Source organism: Photobacterium lutimaris (assembly GCF_003025555.1).
Taxonomy (GTDB): Bacteria; Pseudomonadota; Gammaproteobacteria; order Enterobacterales; family Vibrionaceae; genus Photobacterium; species Photobacterium lutimaris.
Map to the genome: position 1 here is coordinate 249,667 of NZ_PYMH01000006.1, position 23,745 is coordinate 273,411.

The following is a 23,745-nucleotide window of genomic DNA, read 5'->3' on the forward strand; positions in this document are numbered from 1 at the left end:
CTCATCAGCAGATGGCTACGGGGGTAGGCCGCTGATAAAGACTGAAAATCTAAATAAAACACTCACTCAGGAGCACATTATGTTTAAGAACCTTTTTGCGAACCTGCAAAAAGTCGGTAAGTCACTGATGCTGCCAGTATCAGTACTACCGGTTGCCGGTATCCTACTTGGCGTTGGCGCAGCTAACCTTGGCTTTATCCCAGAAATCGTATCCAACTTGATGGAACAGGCTGGTGGTTCAGTTTTCGGCCAAATGGCCCTTCTATTTGCTGTTGGTGTAGCACTAGGCTTTACTAACAACGACGGTGTTGCAGGTCTTGCTGCAATCGTTGGTTACGGCATCATGACAGCAACACTAAGCGTCATGGCTGGTGTGATGGGGGTTGAGTCAATCGACACTGGTGTACTAGGTGGTATCCTAGTCGGTGGTGTTGCGGCTTGGGCATTTAACCGTTTCTTCCGTATCCAACTTCCAGAATATCTAGGCTTCTTTGCTGGTAAGCGTGCAGTGCCTATCATCACTGGTTTCTCGGCTATCGGTCTTGGTATTATTCTTTCTATCGTATGGCCACCAATCGGTGCTGCTATCGGTGCATTCTCTGATTGGGCTGCTCACCAGAACCCAACAGTGGCATTCGGTATCTACGGTATCGTTGAGCGTTCTCTAATCCCATTTGGTCTACACCACGTTTGGAACGTACCTTTCTTCTTCGAAGCGGGTACGTGTGTTAACGCTGCAGGCGAAACACAAAACGGCGTTCTAACTTGTTACCTGGTTGCTGATGAAGCATCTCGTATTGCTGGTAATGGCTTCGGTCAGCTAGCAGGCGGTTACATGTTCAAGATGTTCGGTCTTCCAGCGGCTGCTATCGCGATTGCTCAGTGTGCTAAGCCTGAAAACCGTGCAAAAGTAATGGGTATCATGGTTTCTGCTGCACTGACTTCGTTCCTAACAGGTATTACTGAACCAATCGAATTCGCTTTCCTATTCGTTGCTCCAGTACTGTACGGAATCCACGCTCTACTAGCAGGTTCTGCATACGTTGTTGCAAACACTCTTGGTTTTGTACACGGCACGTCTTTCTCACACGGTCTAATCGACTTCCTAGTTCTGTCTGGTAACGCGCAGAAGATGGGTCTAATGATTGGTGTTGGTCTAATTTACGCTGCAATCTACTACGTAGTATTCCGCACTGTAATCACCAAGCTTGACCTGAAAACACCTGGTCGTGAAGAAGAAGAAGCTGGCGATAGTGCTGCTGCTGAAGGTTCTGAGCTTGCGAAAGACCTAGTAACGGCTTTCGGTGGTAAAGATAACATCACAGGTCTTGACGCATGTATCACTCGTCTACGTGTTGCTGTAGCAAGCGTTGACAATGTTGACCAAGATCGTTTGAAGAAGCTAGGCGCAGCCGGTGTGGTTGTAGCTGGTGGCGGTGTTCAGGCTATCTTCGGTACTAAGTCTGACAACCTGAAATCAGACATGGATGAGTGGATTCGTAACAACTAATACGAATTACTGATTCAACAATCCAAAAGGGAGCTTCGGCTCCCTTTTTGTTTTTAAGAGCTTGGCGAGAGGCGCTAGGCTATGGGCTAGTGGTAAAGAGATCGGCGATGACGTTAAACTACAGGCTTGCAGTGAAGGGGCTTAGCCTAAAGCACATCGTTATTGGCTAGTGTTTAGGAGATAGGTGAGCAAGGATAGGCTGTGTTATATGAAGCATTGATAAGAGTAAAAGAGGATACCTTAAAATTAGGGTACCCTCATTTTGCTAATCAAGGAGCCGAATGAGTTGACGCAAAAATAGCTTTGCTTAAACTCTTTTAGCCAATAGCCAATAGCCAATAGCCAATAGCCAATAGCCAATAGCCAATAGCCAATAGCCAATAGCCAATAGCCAATAGCCAATAGCCGCTCTTACAACGATAAAAAGAACAGCATCAATATGGGTACCAATAGGCTGAGGATAAACCCGCTTACTATGGCGATTGGCACACAGCGTATGCCGCCGCAGTTCTGGATCACCGGCAGGGTGAAGTCCATGGCGGTTGCCCCGGCATAGCCAATAGCAGTACTCGGATAACGGTTGATCATCATCGGGATCAAACTTAAGGCAACCAGTTCGCGCAGTAGCTCATTGAGGAAGGCTGCGCCCCCCATGACCGGGCCAAGGTTGTCACCTATCAAGATACCCGCCAGTGAGTACCAGCCAAAGCCTGAAGCCATTGCCAAGCCTTGGTTGTAGGGTAGCTCAAGCAGCCACGCGGCAATCAAGCCTCCAAGTAAGGAGGTTGCAATAATTGTTAGCGCGATAATGATCCCTTTCTTGTTGAGCAGGATCTGTTTCAGCGTCATGCCGCTATTTCTGAGCTGGATACCGATCAAGAATAGCAATAGCAACAAAATCACTTCGCTGGCTTGATCGACCCAGCCCAACTCAATACCTGCGACTAAGCCGACAATTAATCCGCCAGCAACCACCACGATGAGCTTCATTGATTCTAAAATCATTTCGCGTAAGGGTAATGTTTGGTGACCATGTTCTGTTTCCGTTGGCATCAGCTTGTCTAGTAGCGGCAGGGCGAGCAGATTGCAGGCACTGATCACCGAGAAGAACACCAGGGTATAAGTGAGGATCTGGTTTAGATTTTGTCCAATATTGTCAAGGCCGGCTAAGCTGAGTCCCATAAGGGTTAGGATAACCAGAACTAACCTGCTGGTTTGGGTATTGATAAAGTCCAGTACTGCAGGCTTATTGACTGTGATTAAGTAGCCGATAATCAGCGGCAGGAAAATATAAAGCATGCCAGAGAACATATTGGTCCTTTTTGGTCGAGGAGCATCAGACGGAATTATCCATAATCCCGTTATTATGTTGTTAGAAGTGATCAATATCACTCTTTTCAGCAGCTTATCAGGTTGGCTGAGAATGGGTCAATATCCATTCTCAGCCAATTAGTGTTGGTATAGCATGTTGTAGAGGAATTACAGGCCGCTGTTGGTGATAACGGTCTTGAGGCGAAGGTTGAATTCTTGAGCTGGTAGATTTGTTAGTTCATACATGACTTCGGCACCTGCAAGATCAAGTTCTACGTGATGTTCGCCAATCGCATCATCATTGCTTTTGTACATCAGAAGGTGGTGGGCCATGCGTGCAACATCAAGATAGCCGGTATCGTCGCTGCTTGCCGGGTAACAAAGAGATTGGTTGGTTGCAACTTCAAGGTAATCATCGTCAAAGCCCCAGTGCTTAAGGATAACCTTGCTGGCTTCTTGGCAGCTGTGCTGGAAGACATATTTGGCGATATCGATATCGAGGTAGTTGCCGCTATCTAGGTAGGACTGGTATTCATGGATCAGGCTAAATAGGCCTATATCGGCAAATAGCCCTGCCAGTAATGCTTTTTCTGGCTCAAGTTGCTTGGGAAACTCTTCGTGATTGGCAAGATCATGGCTGATCAACGCCATGGTGGCTGCCAGTTGCCGTGAGCGTATGGCACTCTGCTTGAGAAGTTGGTTACACTCCTTGCTGAAGCGAGAGCGTAACTTTAGCTCCTCGATGGCCTTCGCGGTAATAATATCCCGGACTCTAAAAATGCCTAACCGACTGACTGCGTTATAGATATCATGACAAATCACATTGCGACGGTTGAACATCATAGTGTTTGATATTTTGACAATATAAGCGGTGATACCGGGATCATCGATGAGCAGATCGGCAACATCCCGAACAGTTGTTTCATCGTTATTGCACAGCTGTTGAAGCTTGCTAAGAACAGACGGGATAGGGGGAAGGATAAGCCGGTTTTTTTGAACGGCTGATTTAACTAGAGTGCAAAACTCTGACTCCAATCCCTTGATTATCTTGTTGTTTTCAGGTCTTAGCCAAAAAAAAGATACGTGAGTCATTACTGCATTACGAAAAGTTTAGACGCGACTATTCTATCGGGACTGGGAAGGGATAGATAGTAGCGATGGCATAAATACATTGCAGGATGTTTATCTGGCTAAATTTCAGGCGAGTTGAAAAGCTTATGCAGAAAGCGGATGGTCAACTTAGCATTATCCTGCGTGATCAGTAGCTGCTTGTAGTGCACCTCAAGCGGAAGCACTTCAATCCAGCGTTGGCATACCCAGGATATATCGTCCCAGTGTGGCGATGGGTATAGGGCTGCGATCTCCGGCATGGAGTGAAAGAAGAATTTTAGTTTTTCAACCAGTTCGTTATCTTTGATCCTTAGCGGCTCACTGTCCCAGTTTGGGTATCGGGTACAGTCCCCTTTCATCAAGCCGTCATGCTCGAGGTGAATATCATGGATACGTATTTTCTGAGTCCCTTCTACCACTATAGATAATAAGCCGGATTCCAGCTGATCAAAGTTGATGATGTTGCATTGGGTTGCAATGGCTGGAATGTGTTTTAGCTCGTTATCGACTTCTGATTCGTTGATCATACACACCGCAAAAGGAGGATCTTGAGCCAACGCCTCCTTTAGCATTCTCATAAATCGATTTTCTATCAGAGTCAATGAGGCCCTGCCACCTGGCAGTATATGGACACTTGATGGATAAAGGGCGATTTCATTCATGATGTTGCCTAATAAGGATACTCGAGGCGTGCATGACTACGATAAGAATAAAGATAGTGTCTACTGTATATTTTGGGATGTACGTTCAACTTTCACTATAAAAAAATACGGTCGAATTTGCCCCAATGTGCTTATTTTTCGCTCCGTAATATGTTTGATTTCTCACTTTTAAGTGTTCATTGTTTCATATGTGGAGATTATTTTTGTGCTGTGTCAAAGTCAATTTAATGACGCTATATAGTGCGGCGATTCAGGAAAAATAAGCCATTAACGATTAATGGGAGATAAAATTTTGCTAGGGTTCAAGGAAGAGATATTTAATTATTTACGCGAATTTGGCGGGTTTGAGAAACGTTCCATGTTCGGTGGTACAGGCATCTTCATCAAGAATGCGATGTACGCCATCATCACCGATAAGGCTATATTCCTTCGGGGGGGGAGTAATCTCGACCAACATTTTACGTTACTCGGTTGCGAAAAATTCAGGCACATTAAACGCAGCACCACTGCGGTTGTAAACTATTACGACATTACTCATATCTACCAAACAAATGCAGAGACTTGTTCGAGCCTGGTCAAGGAATCAATTACCATCTCGGCGTCTGATAAAAGTTATAAAATGTCAGATAAAAGCAAGAGAATTAGGGACCTACCAAATATGCGCTTGACGTTGGAGCGGATGGTGAAAAAAGCCGGTGTCCCAGATGTTAGTAGTTTCGTTTCGCTGGGAGCCGTGGAGGTTTTTCGTAAAGTCCGACAGAGCCATGGTAAGGATCTTGATCTAAAGCTGCTATGGATGTTTGCCGGAGCTATTGATGGCTGCCACTGGACATTGCTGAAAGAGGAGCAGAAGCAGCGCTTATTACGCGATGTTGAATAAGTGGTAACTGTTAATTTGATTTGATAAAAAAGCCACTTCAAACAGTAGTGGCTTTTGTCCATATACCAATAAGAGGCTCTGGAGGAGGAATCTCACTACATTTAGGTATATCATGTCCAGATAACTCCATGTTGTTTAAAGATATATGCGACTACCACGTTTGACTGGACCGGTGTTGTCCGGGCTCCACTGCTTTCTTATTGCAGCCGATCAGATGAGCTTTACTCGTGCGGCGGAGATATTATGCCTGACGCAAAGTGCGGTCAGTCATAAGATCAAAAACCTGGAAGAGTCTCTAGGCGTTAAGCTGTTTATCCGCCAGCCAAGAAAGCTTACATTGACCGATGAGGGCAAGCGATTAAAGGAAGTTCTGGCACTCAATTTTGGTGATATAGCGAATGAACTGAGAGACTTGCGTACTCTTGAGCTCAGTGGTGACCTCAACGTATCGGTGCCACCAACCTTTGCCCAGCGTTGGCTGTTACCACGCCTTAGTAGCTTCTTGGAAAAATACCCGGCACTCCGTTTCCATTTACGGACCCGAAATGAGCTGGTGGACTTCCATACGGAGTCTTTTGATTGTGCCATCTATTTTGGAAACGGCAAATACACCGGGCTGCATGTGGTCAAGCTGATGGACGAAAGCATGGTACCCGTTTGTAGTCATGACTATGCTGAGCAGCACGGCTTATACGGTAACCCCGCCAAATTAATGTCCTGTATGCTGCTGCATGATGCCGCACCATGGGCAAGGGCAGGAAAAAATGATGAGTGGCAATACTGGGCGCAGCAGAATGGCGTTGTTCTACCGGAGGCCGGTTGTACCTTTGATCGGGCTGACTTGGCGCTGCAGGCGGCAGAGCGGGGGATTGGTGTGGCTATTGGGCGGGCATCATTTATTGCCGAGCAACTAGAATCCGGACGTTTGGTGACACCTTTTACGCTTCCGGTACCTTCTCCACAAAACTATTTCTTGGTGTGCCGTAATGAGATGGCGACGTCACCGCGGGTAAAAGCGTTTATTGATTGGTTGGGTGAAGTGCAGTAGTCGTGTATACCGCTAACACTTACAATAACAAACGCCCTGCGTGAGCAGGGCGTTTGTTATCTGCATGTTTCTACCTGAGAAGGTTAGAACTTGAATCGCGTCGACAGCATGACTTGATCGCCGTAAAGCTCGTTGAAGCGACCGGTAACGCCAACAGAGAATAGTTCTGTTGCGTGGAAGCGGCCGTAGACACTGCCGATGACTTCTTCGTACTCGTCAATGTTAAGGTGACCGATAGTACCGCCAACTTCTAGCTGTGGACCCAACCATTGGCGAACACCCAAGTTCACTTCTACGCCAAACTGACCACTAGAGCTTTTTAGAGAGCTTTTGTTTTTAGCATAGCGCGCTTTCAATTCACCCGTGATATCTGCCCAGTTATTCACAGGAGCGTGAAAACCAACACCAAAAGAAGAATCCCAGTCACTTTCGAACTCAGTATCAATAGTACCCGTGACGTGAGCATTTGGGTGGATTGATGTGCTGAAGCCAGCACCGTAAGTCAGCGGGCTAACACCAATACGCGCTTCAGCATAGTCGTAGCTGAAATTGCTCATAGTCGGTTGGGCACTCGCCTGAGCTGCTGTCACTGATGCCAGGACAAGACCTGAAGCAATTAGAATTTTACGCATGACAAATTTGTCCAATAGGCTAAAAATAATTGAACTATTTTAATAGACAAAAGCGAGTGTTCATAGAAGTTTATGGCGGTTCGTAGCTTTGTTATTGAGGTAATAGGCGTAAAAATCGACAAAATTAGTAATATTTTGTGACCGCCGACTTTCATTCGTTCTTTATGGCTATCAAAGGCAGGCCGTAGCCTGCCATGGCCGCATTAAAATAGCTCATTGCCTGAACGTTGCTCTAGCTCGAACTGCTTGATGTTATTCAACGTGGTATCCGCAATGTTGCCCAAGGCTTCTTCGGTCAGGAAGGCCTGGTGTCCGGTGAAGAGAACATTGTGGCAAGCCGATAAGCGGCGGAAGACATCATCTTTTATCACATCGTTAGATTTGTCCTCAAAGAACAGATCTTTTTCATTCTCGTAGACATCAATACCTAAAGAGCCAATTTTACTGTTTTTCAGTGCCTCTATGGCATCTTTTGAGTTGAGTAACTCTCCGCGGCTGGTGTTGATGATCATCACCCCATCACGCATTTTGGCGAACGCGTCGGCATTGAGCATGTGGTAATTCTCTTCGGTCATCGGGCAATGCAAAGTGATGACATCCGCTTGTTGGTATATCGCTTCCAAGCTGGTGTATTCCACTCCCAATTCGATGGCAATCGGGTTTTCGTATGGGTCATAGGCCAGAATATTCATACCAAGCCCCTTGAGGATACGGATTGTTGCAATACCGATTTTCCCCGTGCCGATCACCCCGACGGTCTTGCCATGGAAGTTGAAACCAGTCAGGCCTTCTAGAGAAAAGTTGGCATCGCGGGTGCGCTGGTAGGCGCGATGGATCCGGCGGTTGAGGCTCAACATCAGGCCGAGGGTATGTTCGGCAATGGCTTCCGGGGAGTAGGCAGGAACACGAACAACTTGAATGCCCAGTGACTTTGCCGCTTCGAGGTCGATCTTGTCATAACCGGCACAGCGCATTGCGATCAATGTGACTTGGTTTTGCGCCAGAGCCTCTAGTACCGGACGGCTCAAATCGTCGTTGACGAACGCACAGACTGCATCATAGCCCTGGACAATTTTGACGGTCTGCGGCGTCAGGCGAAAATCATAGAAGTCGAGCTGATGCTGATAGTGCTGATTAATCAGTTCGAAGGCATTTTGGTCATACTTTTTGGTGCTGAAGACTGCAACTTTCATGGATCACCTTTTCGGGTTGACTCTACCTAGGCATAAGCTTTGGAGTAGTGTAATTGATCTTGTCGTTTTGTGACAAAGATAACACTTTCGCCCTGTCCCGAAAAGGTTTGTATGACAATTGAGTTTGTAGGGTTATACGTCGGAAAGCGATAGCCGGCGATGACTTAGGGCTTCCATGATCCGATTGGCATCCAAGATCTGGATCCATGCCATCAGCGCATTGTCCGATTCATTGTCGATCACAAACGTGGTCAACTGATCAATCACGATCTGCTTGAGTTGGTCACCGTTCCAAGGCTTGGCGATGTAGTAATCCAGGCTGGCGTTGTTCACCGCTTGCACGGTTTCCTCGAGGCCGGCTTGTCCGGTCAGCAGGACCTTGCGGGCATTGGAAGACTCCTCTTGGTGCTTGAGCTCAATGAGGAAGTCGATACCTGTTTCACCGGGCATAATGTGGTCACACAGGATCAGCGCAAGCGGAACATGATCGGCAATGGTGTCGGCGAGGACTTCTTTTGCTTCGTCGACTGATTCTGCCGCTTCGATAACGAAATGCTCTTCCAGCGAGCGCAGATCATTGATGACGCTATCCAGTACTTCCCGCTCATCATCTACGCAAAGGATTAGATATTTGTTCATAGGCTCTCCTTAAGTGCCTCGCCCAAAGGCAAAGTAACTATCATTCTGGTAAACAGGCCGGGTTTGGATTCGACCCTGATACTGCCATTATGTTGATGGATGATCTGCTGGCAGACAGACAATCCAATCCCAAGGCCGAAGTTGCCTTCTCGCTTGGTGGTGAAATTAAGCTCGAAAATTTTGTCTTGCTGTTCTTGTGGGATCCCTTTGCCATTGTCCTCCACCACGACTTCAATTGCTTGGTTGGTCGGCCCATCGACGGTAACTTGCCGGGTGGTGACTTGTATTTGCCCTGGTTCATCAACGGCATCCAGAGCATTAGAGATCAGATTAGTCCAGACTTGCTGCAGTGCGATAGGTTGGCAATGCAATGGCGGAAGCGGGCTGTAATCTTTAATCAGCTTGTGGCGTTTGAGTTTGTTTTCGAAGATCACCAAGGTATCTTCCAGCCCTTCATGGATGTCGATCGAATGTACCGACTCATCATCTTGCCGCGCATAGCTTTTCAGACTCTTGACCAGATCCGCAATCCGCTGGGCGCAGACATTGATTGAGCGCAGGAAGTTACCCATCTGGTAGTAATTCTCCCACTCAGCTAGCACTTCTGGCAGTTTGCCTTTTTGAGGGAGTAGCCAGTCACGAATATGGTCATTGTCATCAATTCCCATCTGTACCGCCTTGCGAGCAAGTTGCCTGTTACCGAGCACCTCGGTTAATTGCTTGGCACGTTGCCGCGCTTCTGAGGTCGACAGTGGCCTTGATAGCATCGCCTGCTGCATGATGTCATTACCACGATCTTGGTTCTCAGGACTGAGTGTGGTTTTGGTTATACTACCGATCGTCTGCTTCAGGGTGTCGCTGCCGCGCAGGATGGCAGAAACAGGGTTGTTCAGTTCATGGGCCACACCTGCGACTAACTGTCCGAGCATCGCCATTTTTTCTTTGTCGATCAGTTGGTGATAGGCTTCATCTAATGATTTTAGAGTTTGTTGCAACCGCATTTCAGTTTGGATGCTTCCTTTCAGGCGGCGGTTGAAGTTGCGCATGAGCAGGTTGGTAAACAGCGGGAGCAACTCACTTCGTGAGTTCATGACTTTGTTGAACAGCTCCCTGTCGAGCTTGATGACATCGGTACCGCACAGGGTTACGCCGGTTGAAAACGATGTTTCCCCTGAGATGAAGGACATGCCGCCGACGAGGTGGCCGGGGCCTGCCCTGACCACCTCATGGCGACACCCGTGCTCATCTTTCTTATAGAGCGCGACCTCACCACTGGTGATGAACCAGAGGAAGTTATTGGCTTCGCCTTCCTGGGTCAGGATATGGTTGGCCCGATAGCTGCGGCAAGCGCGGGTTTCATCGTTGCTGGCAAAGAAATCGTGCAGGGCATCGATGACTTGGGTGGCCAAGGTGGTATCGTCGAGGGTGTGGCTATGCTGGATAAACCCCGAGCGGAAACGCGACATCTGTCGTTCTATATGGGCATTGAGGATCCGGCGGTGATCGAGCAGCTGGCTGTACTTGAGCCAGTCTTCATCCGGATGCTTCAAGACGAAATGTGTGAGCTCTTTTATTAGTACTTGTTTGAGCTCTTGCGGCTTCCAGGGTTTGGTCAGGCAATAGTGCAGACGCCCTTCATTGACCGCCTGCATGATAACATCAAGCTGAGGCATATCGTTGAGAAGCACTGAGCGGGCCTGCTTGCTGGCTGGGTACTGGTCGAGCGAAACCAGAAAATTGACACCTCTGTCATTGCCGAGTTCGTTGTCACAAATCACCATCGCTACTCGCTGATTTTTGGCTGCAATATCAGTAAGCACCTCATTGGCATCGTTAATGCTATAGGCATTATAAATGTCGAACAGGTCGGCAAAAGCCGCTAAATCCTGATTGAGTTTTTCCACGACGAGCGGATCGTCGTCTAAACAGACAATCGCAAAACTATTCACCGTTATACCCTTCACGTCAAAATACTGCTGTGTGGTCGTTATTATTAGCTACTTTGTTTTTAAGTGTATAAGAATCAAACACTCTTGACTGAGAGCCATCTAGCAATCGTGTGAGAATGCTGTGACCGATTGTTCAGGGTGTGATTGTGGGCTAATTTGCTGGGGCTCTGATAAAAAGACCCTTTAAATCAATGAATATTGATAAATTTAATGTTCAGCAAGCTATGATAGACTGAGTTTTCCATCTTCAGATCTGGGACCTAAAAATAATGCTAGGAAAAATCGGTGCGGTTGGCGGTGCAGTGGCTGTGGCGCTGTGCTGGCCTTTTGCCACGGGGCAAATTGGCGAGCGTATTTACCTTGATACGCTTGGTCAGTATGAAAATCCGTATCTTGCCGTGTCCAATGACACCTATACGCGCGGATACTTAACATCCGAGGCGGTATCAAAAATTGAGCTAAAGGATGAGCTGAAATTTCTTTTTGAAGATGAAGGCTTACCGACCGTTTGGTTTATTAAGCACCACGTTAGTCACGGCTTCATGAACGTTTCTTCAAGCAGTGAGTTGCTGGTGGATGATGAGCTCAAGCCAATGGTCAAAACGTTGTGGGGTGAGGGGATTGCGCCAATGACGTTTACGACCAACACTGCGATGACGCGTAAAACTGATTTTACGTTCCAGATCAATCCTATCGAAGAGAAAGAAATTAACGGAACCCATGTTGCTTTGTCATCGTTTGTTATGCAAGGAACGGTGAATGCCAAAGGCGCAGGGGAATTTCAGTATCAACTTCCATCAGCGAACCTCATCACAACAGCCCATGAAAAGATGGTGCTTGAGGGCTTGATAGGTGGTGGTAAAGGCTATCTCGACGGTCAGTTCTGGATTGGTGAACAGTCTCTGACCCTTGATGAAGTGCGCTTTAGCGACTTAAATTCCGACCAGAGCTTGAGTGTGGCGCAGCTTGCCGTCGGTATGGAGAATGTGCTTATTCAGCCTGACACTCCTACGGGAGAAGAAAAACCGGAACTCCAGCTTTCTAATTCAAACCATATTCAGGTGGGTAAGCTGGTCATGTTGGACGGCAGCGAATATCAAAACTTCAACTTCCAAATGGCTTTCTCTGAGCTTAATTATCCGTCGTTGAGTCTTTTGGGTGATATGACCGATGACTTGGAAGAGCCATTGACTGAACAGCAAGCAATGGAAGTGTCTGCAGCATTGGACTCGTTGGTAGCCAAAGGGCTTACCTTCTCTATTGGTGATTTAAGTGTTTTGGCCCCGGAAGGGCAGGTAACTAGCCGTTTGAACATGGCTGTCGAGCCGGGTATCAGCAATATTTCCCAGAATATTGGTCAGATTGCCGAGAAACTCGGCGGGGATATTCACCTTAGCTTGCCTGTAGACTTAGTTGAAGCCGATCCGCTGCTGAGCGAGCGTGTTGATATGTTGGAGCAGAGCTTGATAGTGGAACGCAATGCCACCCATTATCTGCTAGATATGAAGATAATGGGCGACAAGGTGATCCTCTCAAATGGTGATCAGCTGCCTTTTGCTATGTTATTCATGCTGTTCATGTAATTTATCGAGCTTATCTCACTCACGAGAAAACCGCCGTTTCCTACGGCGGTTTTTTTTTGCTCTATGTGCCCAGCGCACGGCGGTATCAATACGGTTTGGGGTAATGATAGGTTCTGTCTATTGATAAAATTGCTTATTTCAATTTAGTAATTTCAAGGAAATAGACGACACTTAGATCAAAAGGAGGTGCTCCCGGCGCGGGAGGCCAATCTAAAAATTGATGGTCTGGTCAGTCAGCAGAGTCGTGGATTGCCGGACTAGCCTGAATTAGGGGGATGTATGGAATCGTTGAAGGTTAAGGATTATATGAATGTACGTCCGGTGACATTCGAGCCAAAGATGTCTCTTTCTAAGGCTTTGGACAAGTTACTTTCATCCAAGCAGATCGGTGGGCCGGTTATTGATGAATCCCGCAAAGTGGTTGGCTTTTTGTCCGAGCAGGACATGATTCATAAACTGCTTAAAGTGGGCTATTACTGTCAGGACACCCATACGGTTGAAGAATGTATGCGTTCTGAAGTGTTGACGGTATCACCTGAAGATTCGATTATTGAACTGGCTGATACGATGGCTGGGCAAAAGCCAAAAATCTATCCGGTGGTGGATAATGGCCGCTTGGCGGGGGTTATTACCCGTCGCGATGTATTGACCGCGATCAGCAACCAAATTGTTGATTGTTTTAAACACCCCGTTTAATCGCTATACCCAAGTTACCTCAAGATGCAGGGTTCAGAGGGCTGTCAGCCCACTCAATGAAAGGCGCCATGTGCGCCTTTCTTAATGGCCTATCGTTGGGGTATCCCTGATAACGCGCAAGGAAAGCCAGTGCCCAAGCCGCCTCGCTCCTCCACAGAAGATCACAAACCACAACCGCAAGCGGCCAAGTTCGTTACCGGTACCCCAATGAAACATATCGTAGTGATGTCTGGGACCGGTGCCGTTGGCTTGATGGCACTGTTTTTGGTCGACTTGCTTGATATGTTCTTTATCAGCCTCTTGGGCGAGGTTGAGTTAGCTGCAGCGATTGGTTTTGCCGGCACGTTGATATTTTTCTCGACCTCAGCTTCAATCGGCACCTCTATTGCCATGGGCGCCTTGGTATCCCGAGCCTTGGGGGCCAATCAACGGGATAAAGCCCGCCTGGTTACGGTCAACGTAATGATATTTGCCGTCATGGTCAGTGCTGCCCTTGTCTACGGTATGCTGTCCAATCTTCAAGCTTTGCTAGCGATGATAGGGGCACAGGGCAAGGTGGCAGACGTTGCCACGGATTATTTGACCATTCTCCTGCCAAGCGCGCCGATGATCGCCATTTCCATGTCGGCCGGCGCAGCGCTGCGTGGTATTGGTGATGCCCGCCGGTCGATGTACGCCACATTAATTGGCGGCGGCGTGAATGCCGTGCTTGACCCCTTGCTTATCTTTGGTTTCTCGATGGGCGTCGAAGGGGCGGCGATAGCATCAGTATTTGCCCGCTTGGCGGTGATGCTATTCTCCCTCCACGCCATTATTGTCCATCATGACTTGATTTCCCGCCCCACGTTTTCTGCGTTTTTTTCCTCTTTGTTACCGATCTCGGCGATTGCCTTACCGGCGATCCTGACCAATACCGCGACGCCGATAGGTAATGCCATTGTGACCAGCAATATCGCTCAGTTTGGCGAGAGTTTTGTCGCTGGGTACGCTGTGATTGGACGCATTATGCCGGTGAGCTTTGCGTTGGTCTTTTCGCTCTCTGGCGCAATAGGCCCGATCATCGGCCAAAATTTTGGTGCCGAGCGCTGGGATCGTATTTTGCGTTCACTGTCAGATGCTCTGTTGTTTGTCAGTGGTTACTGCGTGTTGGTATCCATCATTCTGTGGTCTTCGCAAGATTGGTTGATAGCCGCATTCAGTTTGCAGGGTGACGCTGCCAGCATACTGTCGGTATTTTGCAGCTTTATTGCGATTACCTTCATTTTCAACGGCGCCATGTTTGTCGCCAATGCGGCTTTCAATAACCTCAATCGGCCGACATGGTCGACAGTACTCAATATGGGTAAGGCAACCTTGGGGACAATTCCTTTTGTCTGGCTGGGAGGTAAGCTTGGAGGCGCTGAGGGGGTCTTGATCGGTCAGGCCGCCGGCACCATTGTGTTTGGTATTATCAGCGGCATATTGGTAGTCATTCAGGTCAGGAAAATGGCCGCTGAACATGAACAAAAACGGGAAGAGCCAGAAATCCTCGAGCCAAGTGTGCCATTGACTCCGTTTTGCTCGTCACGGACTTACATGGGGCGTGAAGAGGTGATTGAAGAGACGCTTGCGGCAGAAACGAAGAGTTGATGTTGGTTTTGGTGAATGTCAATCCTTAAAAAGGTTTGTATTTCACTGGTTTATTGATCTGTTTCGGTGAAACTTCCCACTTTTAGACGCACAATTACCCATCCTATATTTTTACTGGTAGCGAAAGCGTTACCGGTGATTCTGTCTCTGCTGCTTTATCTACCCATGGACTTGCTTTAATGGCAGCGACAGACGCCAGATTTTGTGTTTTTAAGGGAATAATCTAAACATGCGTCAATATCTTAGGGTGATCATACCCGTTCTTATCCCACTCATCATCCTGATGCTGCCGGCATCAGCATTTCCTGTTGAAGGCTTAACCGTCGTCCAGCAGCGTGTCATCGCGATCTTTTTGCTGGCGGCCCTGTGCTGGGTGTTGGAGCCGATACCGATTTATGCAACTTCCGTCGTTATCATCGTTTTGGAACTCATGCTGCTCTCCGATAAAGGGCTGTACCTGTTCCGCTCGGCAGAAGGGCAGCCGCATTTTGGTGAGTTGCTAAGCTATAGCGATATTATGGCGACCTTTGCCAGTCCTATCATCATGCTGTTCCTGGGGGGATTCTTTCTTGCCATGGCAGCAACCAAATTCCGCCTTGATGTCAACTTGGCACGTGTGCTGCTGAAGCCTTTTGGTACCCAGCCTAAATACGTTATGTTCGGCTTGATGTTGATCACCGCGATTTTCTCCATGTTCATGTCGAACACGGCGACGACGGCAATGATGCTGTCGATTCTGGCTCCAGTTATTGCATTATTTGGCGCTAAGGACCCAGGCAAAATTGCGTTTGCTCTGTGTATTCCGGTGGCAGCAAACATTGGCGGTATCGGTACCCCTATCGGTACTCCGCCGAATGCCATCGCACTGAAATATCTGACCGGCGACAACCTGATCACTTTCGGTGAGTGGATGTTCTTCGGGGTACCGTTTGTGGCAGTGATGCTGGTTTTTGCATGGGTGCTGATCAATGCGCTTTACCCTGCCAAGCAGGAAAAAATTGAGTTGACCATCAAGGGTAAATTCTTGATGACGCCGAAAGCGATCACCGTCTATGTCACTTTCGCCCTGACAATCATTCTTTGGTTAATGGGCTCGTCCCACGGCATGAATTCTTATACGGTTGCCCTGATCCCCGTTGCTGTGTTCTCACTGACCGGCATTATCAACAAAGAAGATCTCAAAAAGATATCTTGGGATGTACTTTGGTTGGTGTCGGGGGGTATTGCACTTGGGTTGGCTTTGGATCAAACCGGGCTGGCTAGGCTAATGGTGCACAGTATTCCGTTCGATAGTTTCTCGCCATACATCGTGCTGGGCGGAGCGGCGTTGCTATGCCTGGTAATGGCCAACTTTATGTCTCATACCGCGACGGCGAACTTGTTAATGCCAATTATGGCCGCGTTGGGTACGTCTATGGTGTCGTTGGTTCCGTTGGGTGGCGAAATTACCTTGATTCTGGTGGTAACGTTTGCTGCTTCGTTGGGTATGTCTCTGCCTATCAGTACTCCACCCAATGCCCTTGCTCATGCAACCGGCCATGTGCAAAGTAGCCAGATGGCCCGTGTCGGGGTGATCATCGGGGTTGTCGGTGTGGTGCTCAGCTTTGCCATGATCTGGCTTTTGCACCTGATTGACCATATTTAAGAGAGCCACCATGCATCAACCAAAAGCCATGCAGCGGATCATCGATGTGTACTTCTGTGACCCAGCTCGGACCGATGCGATCAAGTCTGGGACACAGGTACTGGTACAAGATGGGTACAACGATAAACTGTATTGGGTGAAGAAAGGCGAGTTGTCCGGTTACCTCAAGAACGACGCTGATGTGACGGCGAAAGTATTCAGGGTCGAGCAAGGGATGTTCTTTGGTGTTCATAGCTTCTTCGCCCAAACATTGATGGCCTCGACCACGGTGGTCGCGGAAAAAGACAGCGAAATCGCGTGGATTGATCTCAAAACCCAGGCAGTTGAACCGGAAACGTTCGGCTCTCTGGCTGAGCAGTTTATGCCGGTTATGGTTCATGAATTGGCCCAGCGGCAGATGATGACTGGATTGCAGGCGATCGAAAAAGAGAAAGCATTGCAAAAGCTTTATGCGGCCGAGCAGATGACGACCTTGGGTCAGCTCGCTGCCGGTATTGCTCACGAGCTCAATAATGCGGTCGGGGTCTTGAGCAGTAAAACTGAAGGGCTGCAGCAGGGAATTTGCCGCTTTTTGGAAGAGAACAAACCGGAAGTGAGTCCGTTTCTTGATCTCGGTATTTGCGAGGGTCAGGCCGCGACCTCGGCTCAGGCCCGCAAACGCGCCAAGCAGCTACAGCAAGATCTTGGTCTCGAAAGGGAGCAGGCCAGACAGCTTGCCCGCGCGGTGCCAGAGGGCGAGGTGCCTGCTTACTGGCTTGATAATCTCGATGAGGCTTTGCAATATTGGGATATCGGCCGGGATCTGCATGATATGCGGTTGGCCTCGAAACATGCTGCCAGTATTGTCCGTTCGGTGAAGCAGCTCGGCGGGACAGACAATGCACGCCAGCCTGAGGTTGATGTTAACGATACCATCCACAAGTCACTGGCTTTGCTGCAAAGCAACTTAAGGCGGGTCAATGTGGTATTGCGCCCGGCAGTGCTGCCGACCATTACCGCCAGTACCACTGAGCTGGTGCAGGTATGGGTCAATATTATCAAGAATGCGTGTGATGCCATGGAGCATACCGCCGAACCGCAGATCGAGATCATTACGCGGCATTCAAAAAATCGCTTGTTGATCACCATCAGCAACAATGGGCCGATGATCGATGAAACGACACGGCGCAAAGTATTTCAACCCAACTTCACAACTAAAAAAGGTGGGTTGTCATTCGGATTAGGGCTGGGCTTATCGATAGTACAACGGATCGTCAACAGTTATGGCGGTACCATTGCACTGAAGAGTGACCCAGGAAAAACAAAATTTCGTATCAAACTGCCAATCGCGTAAGGGAATGGTTATGGAAAAACTAAATATCATCTGCGTTGATGATCAGAGGGAAGTACTCAGCGCTGTATTGAAAGATTTGTCACCACTGAATGACTTCTTTCATGTCGAAGATTGTGAGTCGGCGGATGAAGCGCTTGAATTGATGGATGAGTTGGATGCCGAAGGCGAGTTCATTGCGCTAGTGATCTCAGATCATGTGATGCCAGGTAAAACTGGGGTTGAGCTATTGACAGAGATCTCGCAGGATGCCCGTTTTCACAAGACCAAAAAAGTCTTACTGACCGGTCAGGCCACACATCAAGACACCATCGTAGCGATTAACCGTGCCCGTATCGAAAGCTATTTCGAAAAACCGTGGAAAGCTGATAGCTTGTTGACGACAGCACGTAGCCTTATCACCGAGTATATCTTTGATATGGGGATAGATTATCAGCCATGGATGGAGATCCTTGATAATGGCGTAGTGTTCAGGCGTTTGAGCTAAGGACGTTATTGAAACAAAAAGCAGGCATCGCCTGCTTTTTTTGTATCTGAAACAGCCTTCTAGGCCGCCACAATATTGTTTCTAACCAAACCGCGCTTGATGTTCCGGCACATTTTGCCAAAGCGTGAAATATCGTCGAAATCTGGCGAATCGCCTCGTTCTAATGCGCACTCCCAGTAAGATACCTCCGATTCCAACATTTCCATCAATTTTTTTGGGCAACCGATACAGCTGTTATCAGGGCCACAGATGAACGTATCAGAGTCATAAAGTGGCAGCTCGAACTTAACTTGTTCGATGATCTGAAGCATTGCCGTGCGGCGATCGGGTTTTTTGGCCATAGTCGTGCAGGGGATAGGGAAAACAGGGGGGGAGGGTATAAAAAATAACGGTGATATGTCTATAGCCGATTGATGGTTTAATCTGTGCCTGGAAACCATTTTCTGAGCGTTGTCTCTTGACCTTAGACTTAGCTCCAAGGTTTATAGTTATAGACATGGTGAGCAAACCATAGATAACAAAGACAAGGAGAAGGCCATGTGTGCCCAATGCAATAATAAGAAGTTACATGTTCATTCAGTGAAAGCGGCCGGTGTAGGTCAGCCTTCGGTTGTGGTTGAAAACAGCAGCCCCGATTCGTGCTGCACATCAAGCAGCTGCCAAACAAGCCAAACGACATCAATCTCGCAAGAATCGGAATTATCGCCGGGCGATGACGACCCTGCTTCCGGTGCCTCCCTTGGGTCTTCAGTTAATAAAATCACTCCCGCAGAGGCAGCGGCCGAATCGTCATGCTGTCGTTCTAGTGGCTGTTGCAGTACAGCGAGCGAAGAGAGTCAGAGCTGTGATACTCCGAACGACGATGTTTCTCCAGCCCCTCACCGTACAACCTTAAGTTGGAAAATCGGCGGTATGGACTGTCCAAGTTGCGCCAAAAAATTAGAGAAGGCCATTAACGGCCTTGATGGTGTTGCTTCCGCGAAAGTGATGTTTGCCACTGAAAAGCTAGTCGTTAATTGTCAATCTGCCACGATATCTGATGACGTTGTGGCGAAAAGCCGTGAAACAGGCTTTGTTCTCTTCAGTGTAGGTGGCGCATCAGAACAAGACAAACCCGCAAGCTTCTTGAAGGATAATCTGCCTGTAGTGATGATTGCGGCGATGATGCTGATCTCATTTTTGATCAGTCGGCAGTCTGAAACCATGGGGTTAGCTGCATTTACGGCGACCACCTTAGTAGGGCTACTGCCCATCGCTCGCAAGGCCATCAGGCTGGCAAAAAGTGGGTCACCATTTTCCATCGAGACCCTAATGAGCGTGGCTGCCATTGGTGCTCTGTATTTGGGTGAAACGGCAGAAGCCGCCATGGTACTGCTGTTGTTCCTCATCGGTGAGCAGCTTGAAGGCTATGCCTCAGCAAAAGCGCGCAGTGGGGTGAAGTCGCTGATGGCTTTGGTGCCGGAAAAAGCCAGTCGTATTTTGCCTGATGGGAGCAAAGAGCAAGTGTCGGCCAGTGAGCTCCAGCAGGGTGATATTATCGAAGTGGCACCGGGCGGCCGTTTGCCCGCTGATGTCGAGCTATTGGATGCGGCGGCGAGTTTTGATGAAAGTGCGTTAACCGGTGAGTCCGTACCGGTAGAACGTTTGCCTGGTGAGCAGGTAATGGCGGGGGCATTGGTGGCGGATAAAGTGGTACGCCTGCGTATTACTTCAGCGCAAGGCGAGAATGCCATCGATCGTATTTTACACCTGATTGAGGATGCGGAATCGCGCAAGGCACCGCTTGAGCGCTTTGTTGATCGGTTTAGCCGCTGGTATACCCCAGCGATGATCGTGTTGGCTGCTTTGGTGGTTGTTGTGCCACCGATGTTATTCGGGCAAAACTGGGATGAATGGCTGTACAAAGGCCTAACGTTACTCTTGATTGCCTGTCCATGTGCGTTGGTGATTTCGATTCCGGCGGCAATTACATCAGGTTTGGCAGCGGCAACACGTCGTGGTGCCCTGATTAAAGGTGGGGCTGCACTTGAGCAACTGGGCAGAATTGAAACCGTTGCTTTTGATAAAACCGGCACCCTAACCGAAGGTAAACCTGTGATGACAGATATTGTCAGCTGGGATGACGATGAAGCGCGCTTGCTTCGACAGTCAGCGGCGGTAGAGATGGGCTCCGCCCACCCACTGGCACAGGCTGTGGTCAATGCCGCCAAAGATCGTGGCTTGCAGGTCGAAGAAGCGCAAGAGCGCCAAGCGTTACCGGGCCGAGGTATTCAGGGCAATACTGATGGCGATATCCTGATGCTGTTGGCGGCAGATCGTCTACCTGAAAATGTGACGTTGTCGGTTCAACAAGCTGAACAAGCCTTTGCGCTTGAAGGTGAGGGGAAAACCTTAGTCGTTGCTCTTCGGAACTTGCAACCGGTAGGGCTCATTGCTTGGCGTGATAACTTGCGTGCAGACAGTGCCAAAGCGGTACAGAAGCTCAAGGAGATGGGGATTCACTCTGTGATGCTGACCGGTGATAACCCGCGAGCTGCGGCCGCAATTGCTGGCGAAATTGGGATTGCGTTCGAAGCGGGTTTGCTTCCGGAAGACAAGGTACAGCATGTCGAGTTGGCCAACCAGCGTAGCAATGTCGCCATGGTCGGTGACGGTATCAACGATGCACCGGCAATGAAAACGGCCTCGATTGGTATTGCGATGGGCGGAGGGACAGACGTGGCGTTGGAAACTGCCGATGCGGCGTTGACCCATAACCGTGTCGCAGAGCTGCCAATGATGATCGCCCTGTCGAAAGCAACCCTGGCGAATATTAAGCAGAATGTGTTCCTGGCGCTGGGATTGAAAGGGGTTTTCTTGGTCACCACCTTGCTGGGCATGACGGGGCTTTGGGTTGCCGTGCTGGCCGACAGTGGGGCAACGGCCTTGGTTACCTTGAATGCACTGCGTCTGCTTAAGTTCAAGTATAAAGAATAGACTCGCTTTGCTTGTCTAAGTCGATTAGCTCCAAATTGGTGCATCAGCCCTATGTGATGCACCAATTTGGATTGTGAGTGGTTGTGATAAGTTTTTTATCATTTATTTCAGTGTGTTGTCCCTATCATCCACTATCAAACCATAAAATACCAAACTGTTGAGTTTGGTATTTTTTTTGCATTTAAAACAATAGGATGATGTTTATGGATGGATACAATGCAGCTCTCACAGCAAGAAAAGAACTGGCTCCCAATCTTTGGCCCTAATGGTAAGCTGGCGATGCGCAAAGCGTGCTGGCTAAACCGAGATAAGATCACTTACCTTGAAGATACATTCGACAGTATTTCGAATACGCGGGTAAGGCTGCTCCATACTTGGACAGAAACACAGTGGGACTTCCTACAAGATGCGATGTTCTACCTCGCGACAAAACCAACACAAGAGCAGCCTAGTGTTTTGGCACAATTGCTAAAACGAAATAATGACTTTTCAGAACTATTTATTGTTAATGCCGACGGCATGATCACGGCAAGCAGTTTTCCCTCTCATGCAGGTCAAGTTCATCGCCAACAAGACGCCTTGGCCCAAGGGCGTGAAAAGCAATTTCTGCATGGGCCTTATATCGATAAGCAAACGTTGGATCCGGGCCCTTCAAGTTCAAGTTTCCACGATGAAGTCACATTGATGTTCTATCAGCCGATAGAAGTGTCTGGCACTTTCATCGGTTGCCTGTGTGGCCGCGTTCCGAATGACGTGCTGGGAGATTTGATCCAGCGAGAAGCGGGGCATATCTATAGTGAGTCGGGTGATAACTACATCTTCATGGTTGATTCGAAGTTCGAACCGTCAATTCAGCCGGGCATTGCCCTTTCTCGTTCCCGTTTTGAAGACAGTACGTTTTCTCATGGCGAGAACCTGAAATCAGGTATTGGGACTGATTGGGGGGCGGTCAAGATAGATAAACATACCGAGTTTGAAATTGTATTCACCGACCCGGCGACCAAGAAGCTGCATCCAGGCGTCAGGGAGACAATTGCCAAGGGCGCAAACCTGTATGTGGAATATCCAGGTTATTCCGACTATCGCCATATTCCGGTGATAGGGAAAGGGGTGACATTCCAGCTTCGTGGCTCTCCCGATCGCTGGGGGATGATGTGCGAGGCCGATCTCGAAGAGGTCTACCGTCACCGTTCCCTTGCCAAGAAATTGAGTAATAAGTACTTACTGATTTGGCTGTTTACCGTTGTGCCTCCTTTGTTTCTCGCGCACTTTATGTCATTGGGGATCCCAGCTCTCGGCCTGATGATGGTCATGTCACTGCTGATTGGCTACGGCGTGTTCAAGTATATGGTCGCAATGCCTATGGTAAGGCAGCTTGAGCAAATGACAGGGGTGATAAAAACCATTGCGGAAGGTGATGGGGATCTAAAGCGCAGGCTTGATAGCCTGCAATTTCATCCCGACGAGACGGGTGATTTAGGTCGATGGATCAACAGCTTCATTGATAACCTCGAGGGAGTGGTCGGCGGCATTATCTTTGCCTCCAGTGAAGTTGAACAGGTGAGTAATTCAATGCTGCGCCGCTGTAGTGTGGTGGATGATTGTACCGTTCAAACCTCAGGTTCTATTGATTCATTGTTAACATTGACCCGCCATCAGCAAGCTGAAATCCATAAAGCAGAGCAATCAGCGCAGCAGTTACAAGAATTGATGCAAAATATGGTCGATTCCGCACAGGAAGAGTATCAGCAAGCGGTAAGCAATACTCAAGAGATCAAAGATATCGTTAAAGCATCCGCAAATAGCGTGAATGAAATTAACGACGAGATGAAACATATTGAAGGGGTTGTTCGGCTTATTTCTGAAATTACCGAGCAAACTAATTTGTTGGCTTTGAATGCGGCTATCGAAGCGGCTAGAGCCGGCGAACATGGTCGTGGGTTCTCTGTGGTGGCTGATGAAGTGAGAAACCTTGCCACCAAAACATCAACCGCAGCCAACCATATTGGTGAAACGGTAAGTAAATTGCGTGGCCAATCCAAAACGGCGGTCAGCTATATGGAGCAGGGCGTGCAAAATGTCGAGCAAAGCTCGATGATATTGGACTCAAGCCAGCGCAGTGACAAGCTACAGCAAGCGGTGGAATCCATGTTCCAAACCATTAATGTCATTGCCTCTACCAGTGAGCGTCACAACGACACAGCAGAAAAAGCACAGAGCAGTATGTCATCGCTGGAACTGTCCTCACAGCAATTAACGCGCCGAACAACCTTGGTAAAAAACTCGATTATTCGATTGCACCAGCTCGTTGATCGGTTTGAAGTCTCTTCGGCAAGCTAGATAACAGTGAACAATAGGCACCTACGGGTGCCTTTTTTAAGGCTTATTGCCGGAAACTGTGAAGTGACGCGAAACCTTTTAGCATATTCATAGCCCGACTTATAATCAGATGAAATTATCTTAGC

The 23,745-nt window shown here is 48.4% G+C and carries 19 protein-coding genes; 11 read left to right on the plus strand and 8 right to left on the minus strand.

The window, feature by feature from the left end:
- Positions 1-79: 79 nt before the first annotated feature.
- Complete coding sequence (ptsG, locus tag C9I99_RS14365) at positions 80-1,510, plus strand: PTS glucose transporter subunit IIBC (RefSeq protein WP_107349570.1); 1,431 nt, start codon at positions 80-82, stop codon at positions 1,508-1,510.
- A 411-nt stretch (positions 1,511-1,921) separates the two neighbouring features.
- Here ptsG and C9I99_RS14370 read toward each other — a convergent pair whose 3' ends face one another.
- The 3 genes from C9I99_RS14370 to C9I99_RS14380 form a co-directional block, all read right to left on the minus strand.
- Positions 1,922-2,821, minus strand: a complete 900-nt coding sequence (locus C9I99_RS14370) for a LysO family transporter (RefSeq protein ID WP_107349571.1) — start codon at positions 2,819-2,821, stop codon at positions 1,922-1,924.
- A 168-nt stretch (positions 2,822-2,989) separates the two neighbouring features.
- Positions 2,990-3,913 (minus strand): HDOD domain-containing protein, encoded by a 924-nt coding sequence (locus C9I99_RS14375; RefSeq protein WP_107349572.1) that lies wholly within the window; start codon positions 3,911-3,913, stop codon positions 2,990-2,992.
- Between the two features lie 98 nt (positions 3,914-4,011).
- The gene (locus C9I99_RS14380; RefSeq protein ID WP_107349573.1) at positions 4,012-4,593 is read right to left on the minus strand and encodes an LON peptidase substrate-binding domain-containing protein; all 582 of its coding nucleotides are present in this window, start codon (positions 4,591-4,593) and stop codon (positions 4,012-4,014) included.
- 277 nt (positions 4,594-4,870) lie between these two features.
- On the opposite strand from C9I99_RS14380, the gene C9I99_RS14385 reads away from it, so the two are divergent.
- Positions 4,871-5,473: a TfoX/Sxy family DNA transformation protein gene (locus tag C9I99_RS14385; RefSeq protein ID WP_208113401.1), complete on the plus strand. Its 603-nt coding sequence runs from the start codon at positions 4,871-4,873 to the stop codon at positions 5,471-5,473.
- Positions 5,474-5,618: 145 nt separating this feature from the next.
- The gene (gene dsdC / locus C9I99_RS14390) at positions 5,619-6,521 is read left to right on the plus strand and encodes a DNA-binding transcriptional regulator DsdC (RefSeq protein ID WP_107349574.1); all 903 of its coding nucleotides are present in this window, start codon (positions 5,619-5,621) and stop codon (positions 6,519-6,521) included.
- A gap of 83 nt (positions 6,522-6,604) precedes the next feature.
- Here the strand turns inward: dsdC and C9I99_RS14395 are convergent, their stop codons facing one another.
- The 4 genes from C9I99_RS14395 to C9I99_RS14410 form a co-directional block, all read right to left on the minus strand.
- Complete coding sequence (locus C9I99_RS14395; RefSeq protein ID WP_107349575.1) at positions 6,605-7,153, minus strand: hypothetical protein; 549 nt, start codon at positions 7,151-7,153, stop codon at positions 6,605-6,607.
- Positions 7,154-7,356: 203 nt separating this feature from the next.
- Positions 7,357-8,346: a 2-hydroxyacid dehydrogenase gene (locus C9I99_RS14400; protein WP_107349576.1), complete on the minus strand. Its 990-nt coding sequence runs from the start codon at positions 8,344-8,346 to the stop codon at positions 7,357-7,359.
- A gap of 132 nt (positions 8,347-8,478) precedes the next feature.
- Positions 8,479-8,985, minus strand: a complete 507-nt coding sequence (locus C9I99_RS14405) for a response regulator (RefSeq protein WP_107349577.1) — start codon at positions 8,983-8,985, stop codon at positions 8,479-8,481.
- Positions 8,982-10,934, minus strand: coding sequence for an ATP-binding protein (locus tag C9I99_RS14410; protein WP_107349578.1), 1,953 nt, complete (start codon positions 10,932-10,934; stop codon positions 8,982-8,984). The genes C9I99_RS14405 and C9I99_RS14410 overlap by 4 nt, the downstream gene beginning before the upstream one ends.
- Positions 10,935-11,203: 269 nt before the next feature.
- On the opposite strand from C9I99_RS14410, the gene C9I99_RS14415 reads away from it, so the two are divergent.
- The 6 genes from C9I99_RS14415 to C9I99_RS14440 all read left to right on the plus strand — a co-directional run bounded on the left by C9I99_RS14415 (position 11,204) and on the right by C9I99_RS14440 (position 18,304).
- Positions 11,204-12,517, plus strand: a complete 1,314-nt coding sequence (locus C9I99_RS14415) for a DUF945 family protein (protein WP_107349579.1) — start codon at positions 11,204-11,206, stop codon at positions 12,515-12,517.
- Positions 12,518-12,796: 279 nt separating this feature from the next.
- Positions 12,797-13,213: a CBS domain-containing protein gene (locus tag C9I99_RS14420; RefSeq protein ID WP_107349580.1), complete on the plus strand. Its 417-nt coding sequence runs from the start codon at positions 12,797-12,799 to the stop codon at positions 13,211-13,213.
- Between the two features lie 207 nt (positions 13,214-13,420).
- Entirely contained in the window at positions 13,421-14,842 is a 1,422-nt protein-coding gene (locus C9I99_RS14425) for an MATE family efflux transporter (RefSeq protein ID WP_420849241.1), read from the plus strand.
- Positions 14,843-15,071: 229 nt separating this feature from the next.
- Positions 15,072-16,487 carry an SLC13 family permease gene (locus C9I99_RS14430; protein ID WP_107349582.1) on the plus strand — a complete coding sequence of 472 codons (1,416 nt, stop codon included), beginning with the start codon at positions 15,072-15,074 and terminating at the stop codon, positions 16,485-16,487.
- Positions 16,488-16,497: 10 nt separating this feature from the next.
- Complete coding sequence (locus tag C9I99_RS14435; RefSeq protein WP_107349583.1) at positions 16,498-17,820, plus strand: ATP-binding protein; 1,323 nt, start codon at positions 16,498-16,500, stop codon at positions 17,818-17,820.
- Positions 17,821-17,830: 10 nt separating this feature from the next.
- Positions 17,831-18,304, plus strand: a complete 474-nt coding sequence (locus C9I99_RS14440; protein ID WP_107349584.1) for a response regulator — start codon at positions 17,831-17,833, stop codon at positions 18,302-18,304.
- 59 nt (positions 18,305-18,363) lie between these two features.
- Here the strand turns inward: C9I99_RS14440 and C9I99_RS14445 are convergent, their stop codons facing one another.
- Positions 18,364-18,645, minus strand: a complete 282-nt coding sequence (locus C9I99_RS14445; RefSeq protein WP_107349585.1) for a hypothetical protein — start codon at positions 18,643-18,645, stop codon at positions 18,364-18,366.
- A 196-nt stretch (positions 18,646-18,841) separates the two neighbouring features.
- On the opposite strand from C9I99_RS14445, the gene C9I99_RS14450 reads away from it, so the two are divergent.
- Both C9I99_RS14450 and C9I99_RS27705 read left to right on the plus strand, forming a co-directional pair.
- Positions 18,842-21,280 (plus strand): zinc/cadmium/mercury/lead-transporting ATPase, encoded by a 2,439-nt coding sequence (locus C9I99_RS14450; RefSeq protein WP_107349586.1) that lies wholly within the window; start codon positions 18,842-18,844, stop codon positions 21,278-21,280.
- A 1,719-nt stretch (positions 21,281-22,999) separates the two neighbouring features.
- Positions 23,000-23,620 (plus strand): methyl-accepting chemotaxis protein, encoded by a 621-nt coding sequence (locus tag C9I99_RS27705; RefSeq protein ID WP_425320612.1) that lies wholly within the window; start codon positions 23,000-23,002, stop codon positions 23,618-23,620.
- Positions 23,621-23,745: the final 125 nt, after the last annotated feature.

Excerpts from the sequence above, each read along its gene's own strand:
- C9I99_RS14380 (WP_107349573.1), bottom strand. The coding sequence starts at position 4,593 with ATGAATGAAATCGCCCTTTATCCATCAAGTGTCCATATACTGCCAGGT.
- C9I99_RS14445 (WP_107349585.1), bottom strand. The coding sequence starts at position 18,645 with ATGGCCAAAAAACCCGATCGCCGCACGGCAATGCTTCAGATCATCGAA.
- C9I99_RS14440 (WP_107349584.1), top strand. The coding sequence starts at position 17,831 with ATGGAAAAACTAAATATCATCTGCGTTGATGATCAGAGGGAAGTACTC.
- C9I99_RS14395 (WP_107349575.1), bottom strand. The coding sequence starts at position 7,153 with ATGCGTAAAATTCTAATTGCTTCAGGTCTTGTCCTGGCATCAGTGACA.
- C9I99_RS14415 (WP_107349579.1), top strand. The coding sequence starts at position 11,204 with ATGCTAGGAAAAATCGGTGCGGTTGGCGGTGCAGTGGCTGTGGCGCTG.
- ptsG (WP_107349570.1), top strand. The coding sequence starts at position 80 with ATGTTTAAGAACCTTTTTGCGAACCTGCAAAAAGTCGGTAAGTCACTG.
- C9I99_RS14370 (WP_107349571.1), bottom strand. The coding sequence starts at position 2,821 with ATGTTCTCTGGCATGCTTTATATTTTCCTGCCGCTGATTATCGGCTAC.
- dsdC (WP_107349574.1), top strand. The coding sequence starts at position 5,619 with ATGCGACTACCACGTTTGACTGGACCGGTGTTGTCCGGGCTCCACTGC.
- C9I99_RS14375 (WP_107349572.1), bottom strand. The coding sequence starts at position 3,913 with ATGACTCACGTATCTTTTTTTTGGCTAAGACCTGAAAACAACAAGATA.
- C9I99_RS14405 (WP_107349577.1), bottom strand. The coding sequence starts at position 8,985 with ATGAACAAATATCTAATCCTTTGCGTAGATGATGAGCGGGAAGTACTG.
- C9I99_RS14435 (WP_107349583.1), top strand. The coding sequence starts at position 16,498 with ATGCATCAACCAAAAGCCATGCAGCGGATCATCGATGTGTACTTCTGT.
- C9I99_RS14450 (WP_107349586.1), top strand. The coding sequence starts at position 18,842 with ATGTGTGCCCAATGCAATAATAAGAAGTTACATGTTCATTCAGTGAAA.
- C9I99_RS14425 (WP_420849241.1), top strand. The coding sequence starts at position 13,421 with ATGAAACATATCGTAGTGATGTCTGGGACCGGTGCCGTTGGCTTGATG.
- C9I99_RS14430 (WP_107349582.1), top strand. The coding sequence starts at position 15,072 with ATGCGTCAATATCTTAGGGTGATCATACCCGTTCTTATCCCACTCATC.
- C9I99_RS14385 (WP_208113401.1), top strand. The coding sequence starts at position 4,871 with ATGGGAGATAAAATTTTGCTAGGGTTCAAGGAAGAGATATTTAATTAT.
- C9I99_RS14420 (WP_107349580.1), top strand. The coding sequence starts at position 12,797 with ATGGAATCGTTGAAGGTTAAGGATTATATGAATGTACGTCCGGTGACA.
- C9I99_RS14400 (WP_107349576.1), bottom strand. The coding sequence starts at position 8,346 with ATGAAAGTTGCAGTCTTCAGCACCAAAAAGTATGACCAAAATGCCTTC.
- C9I99_RS27705 (WP_425320612.1), top strand. The coding sequence starts at position 23,000 with ATGGTCGATTCCGCACAGGAAGAGTATCAGCAAGCGGTAAGCAATACT.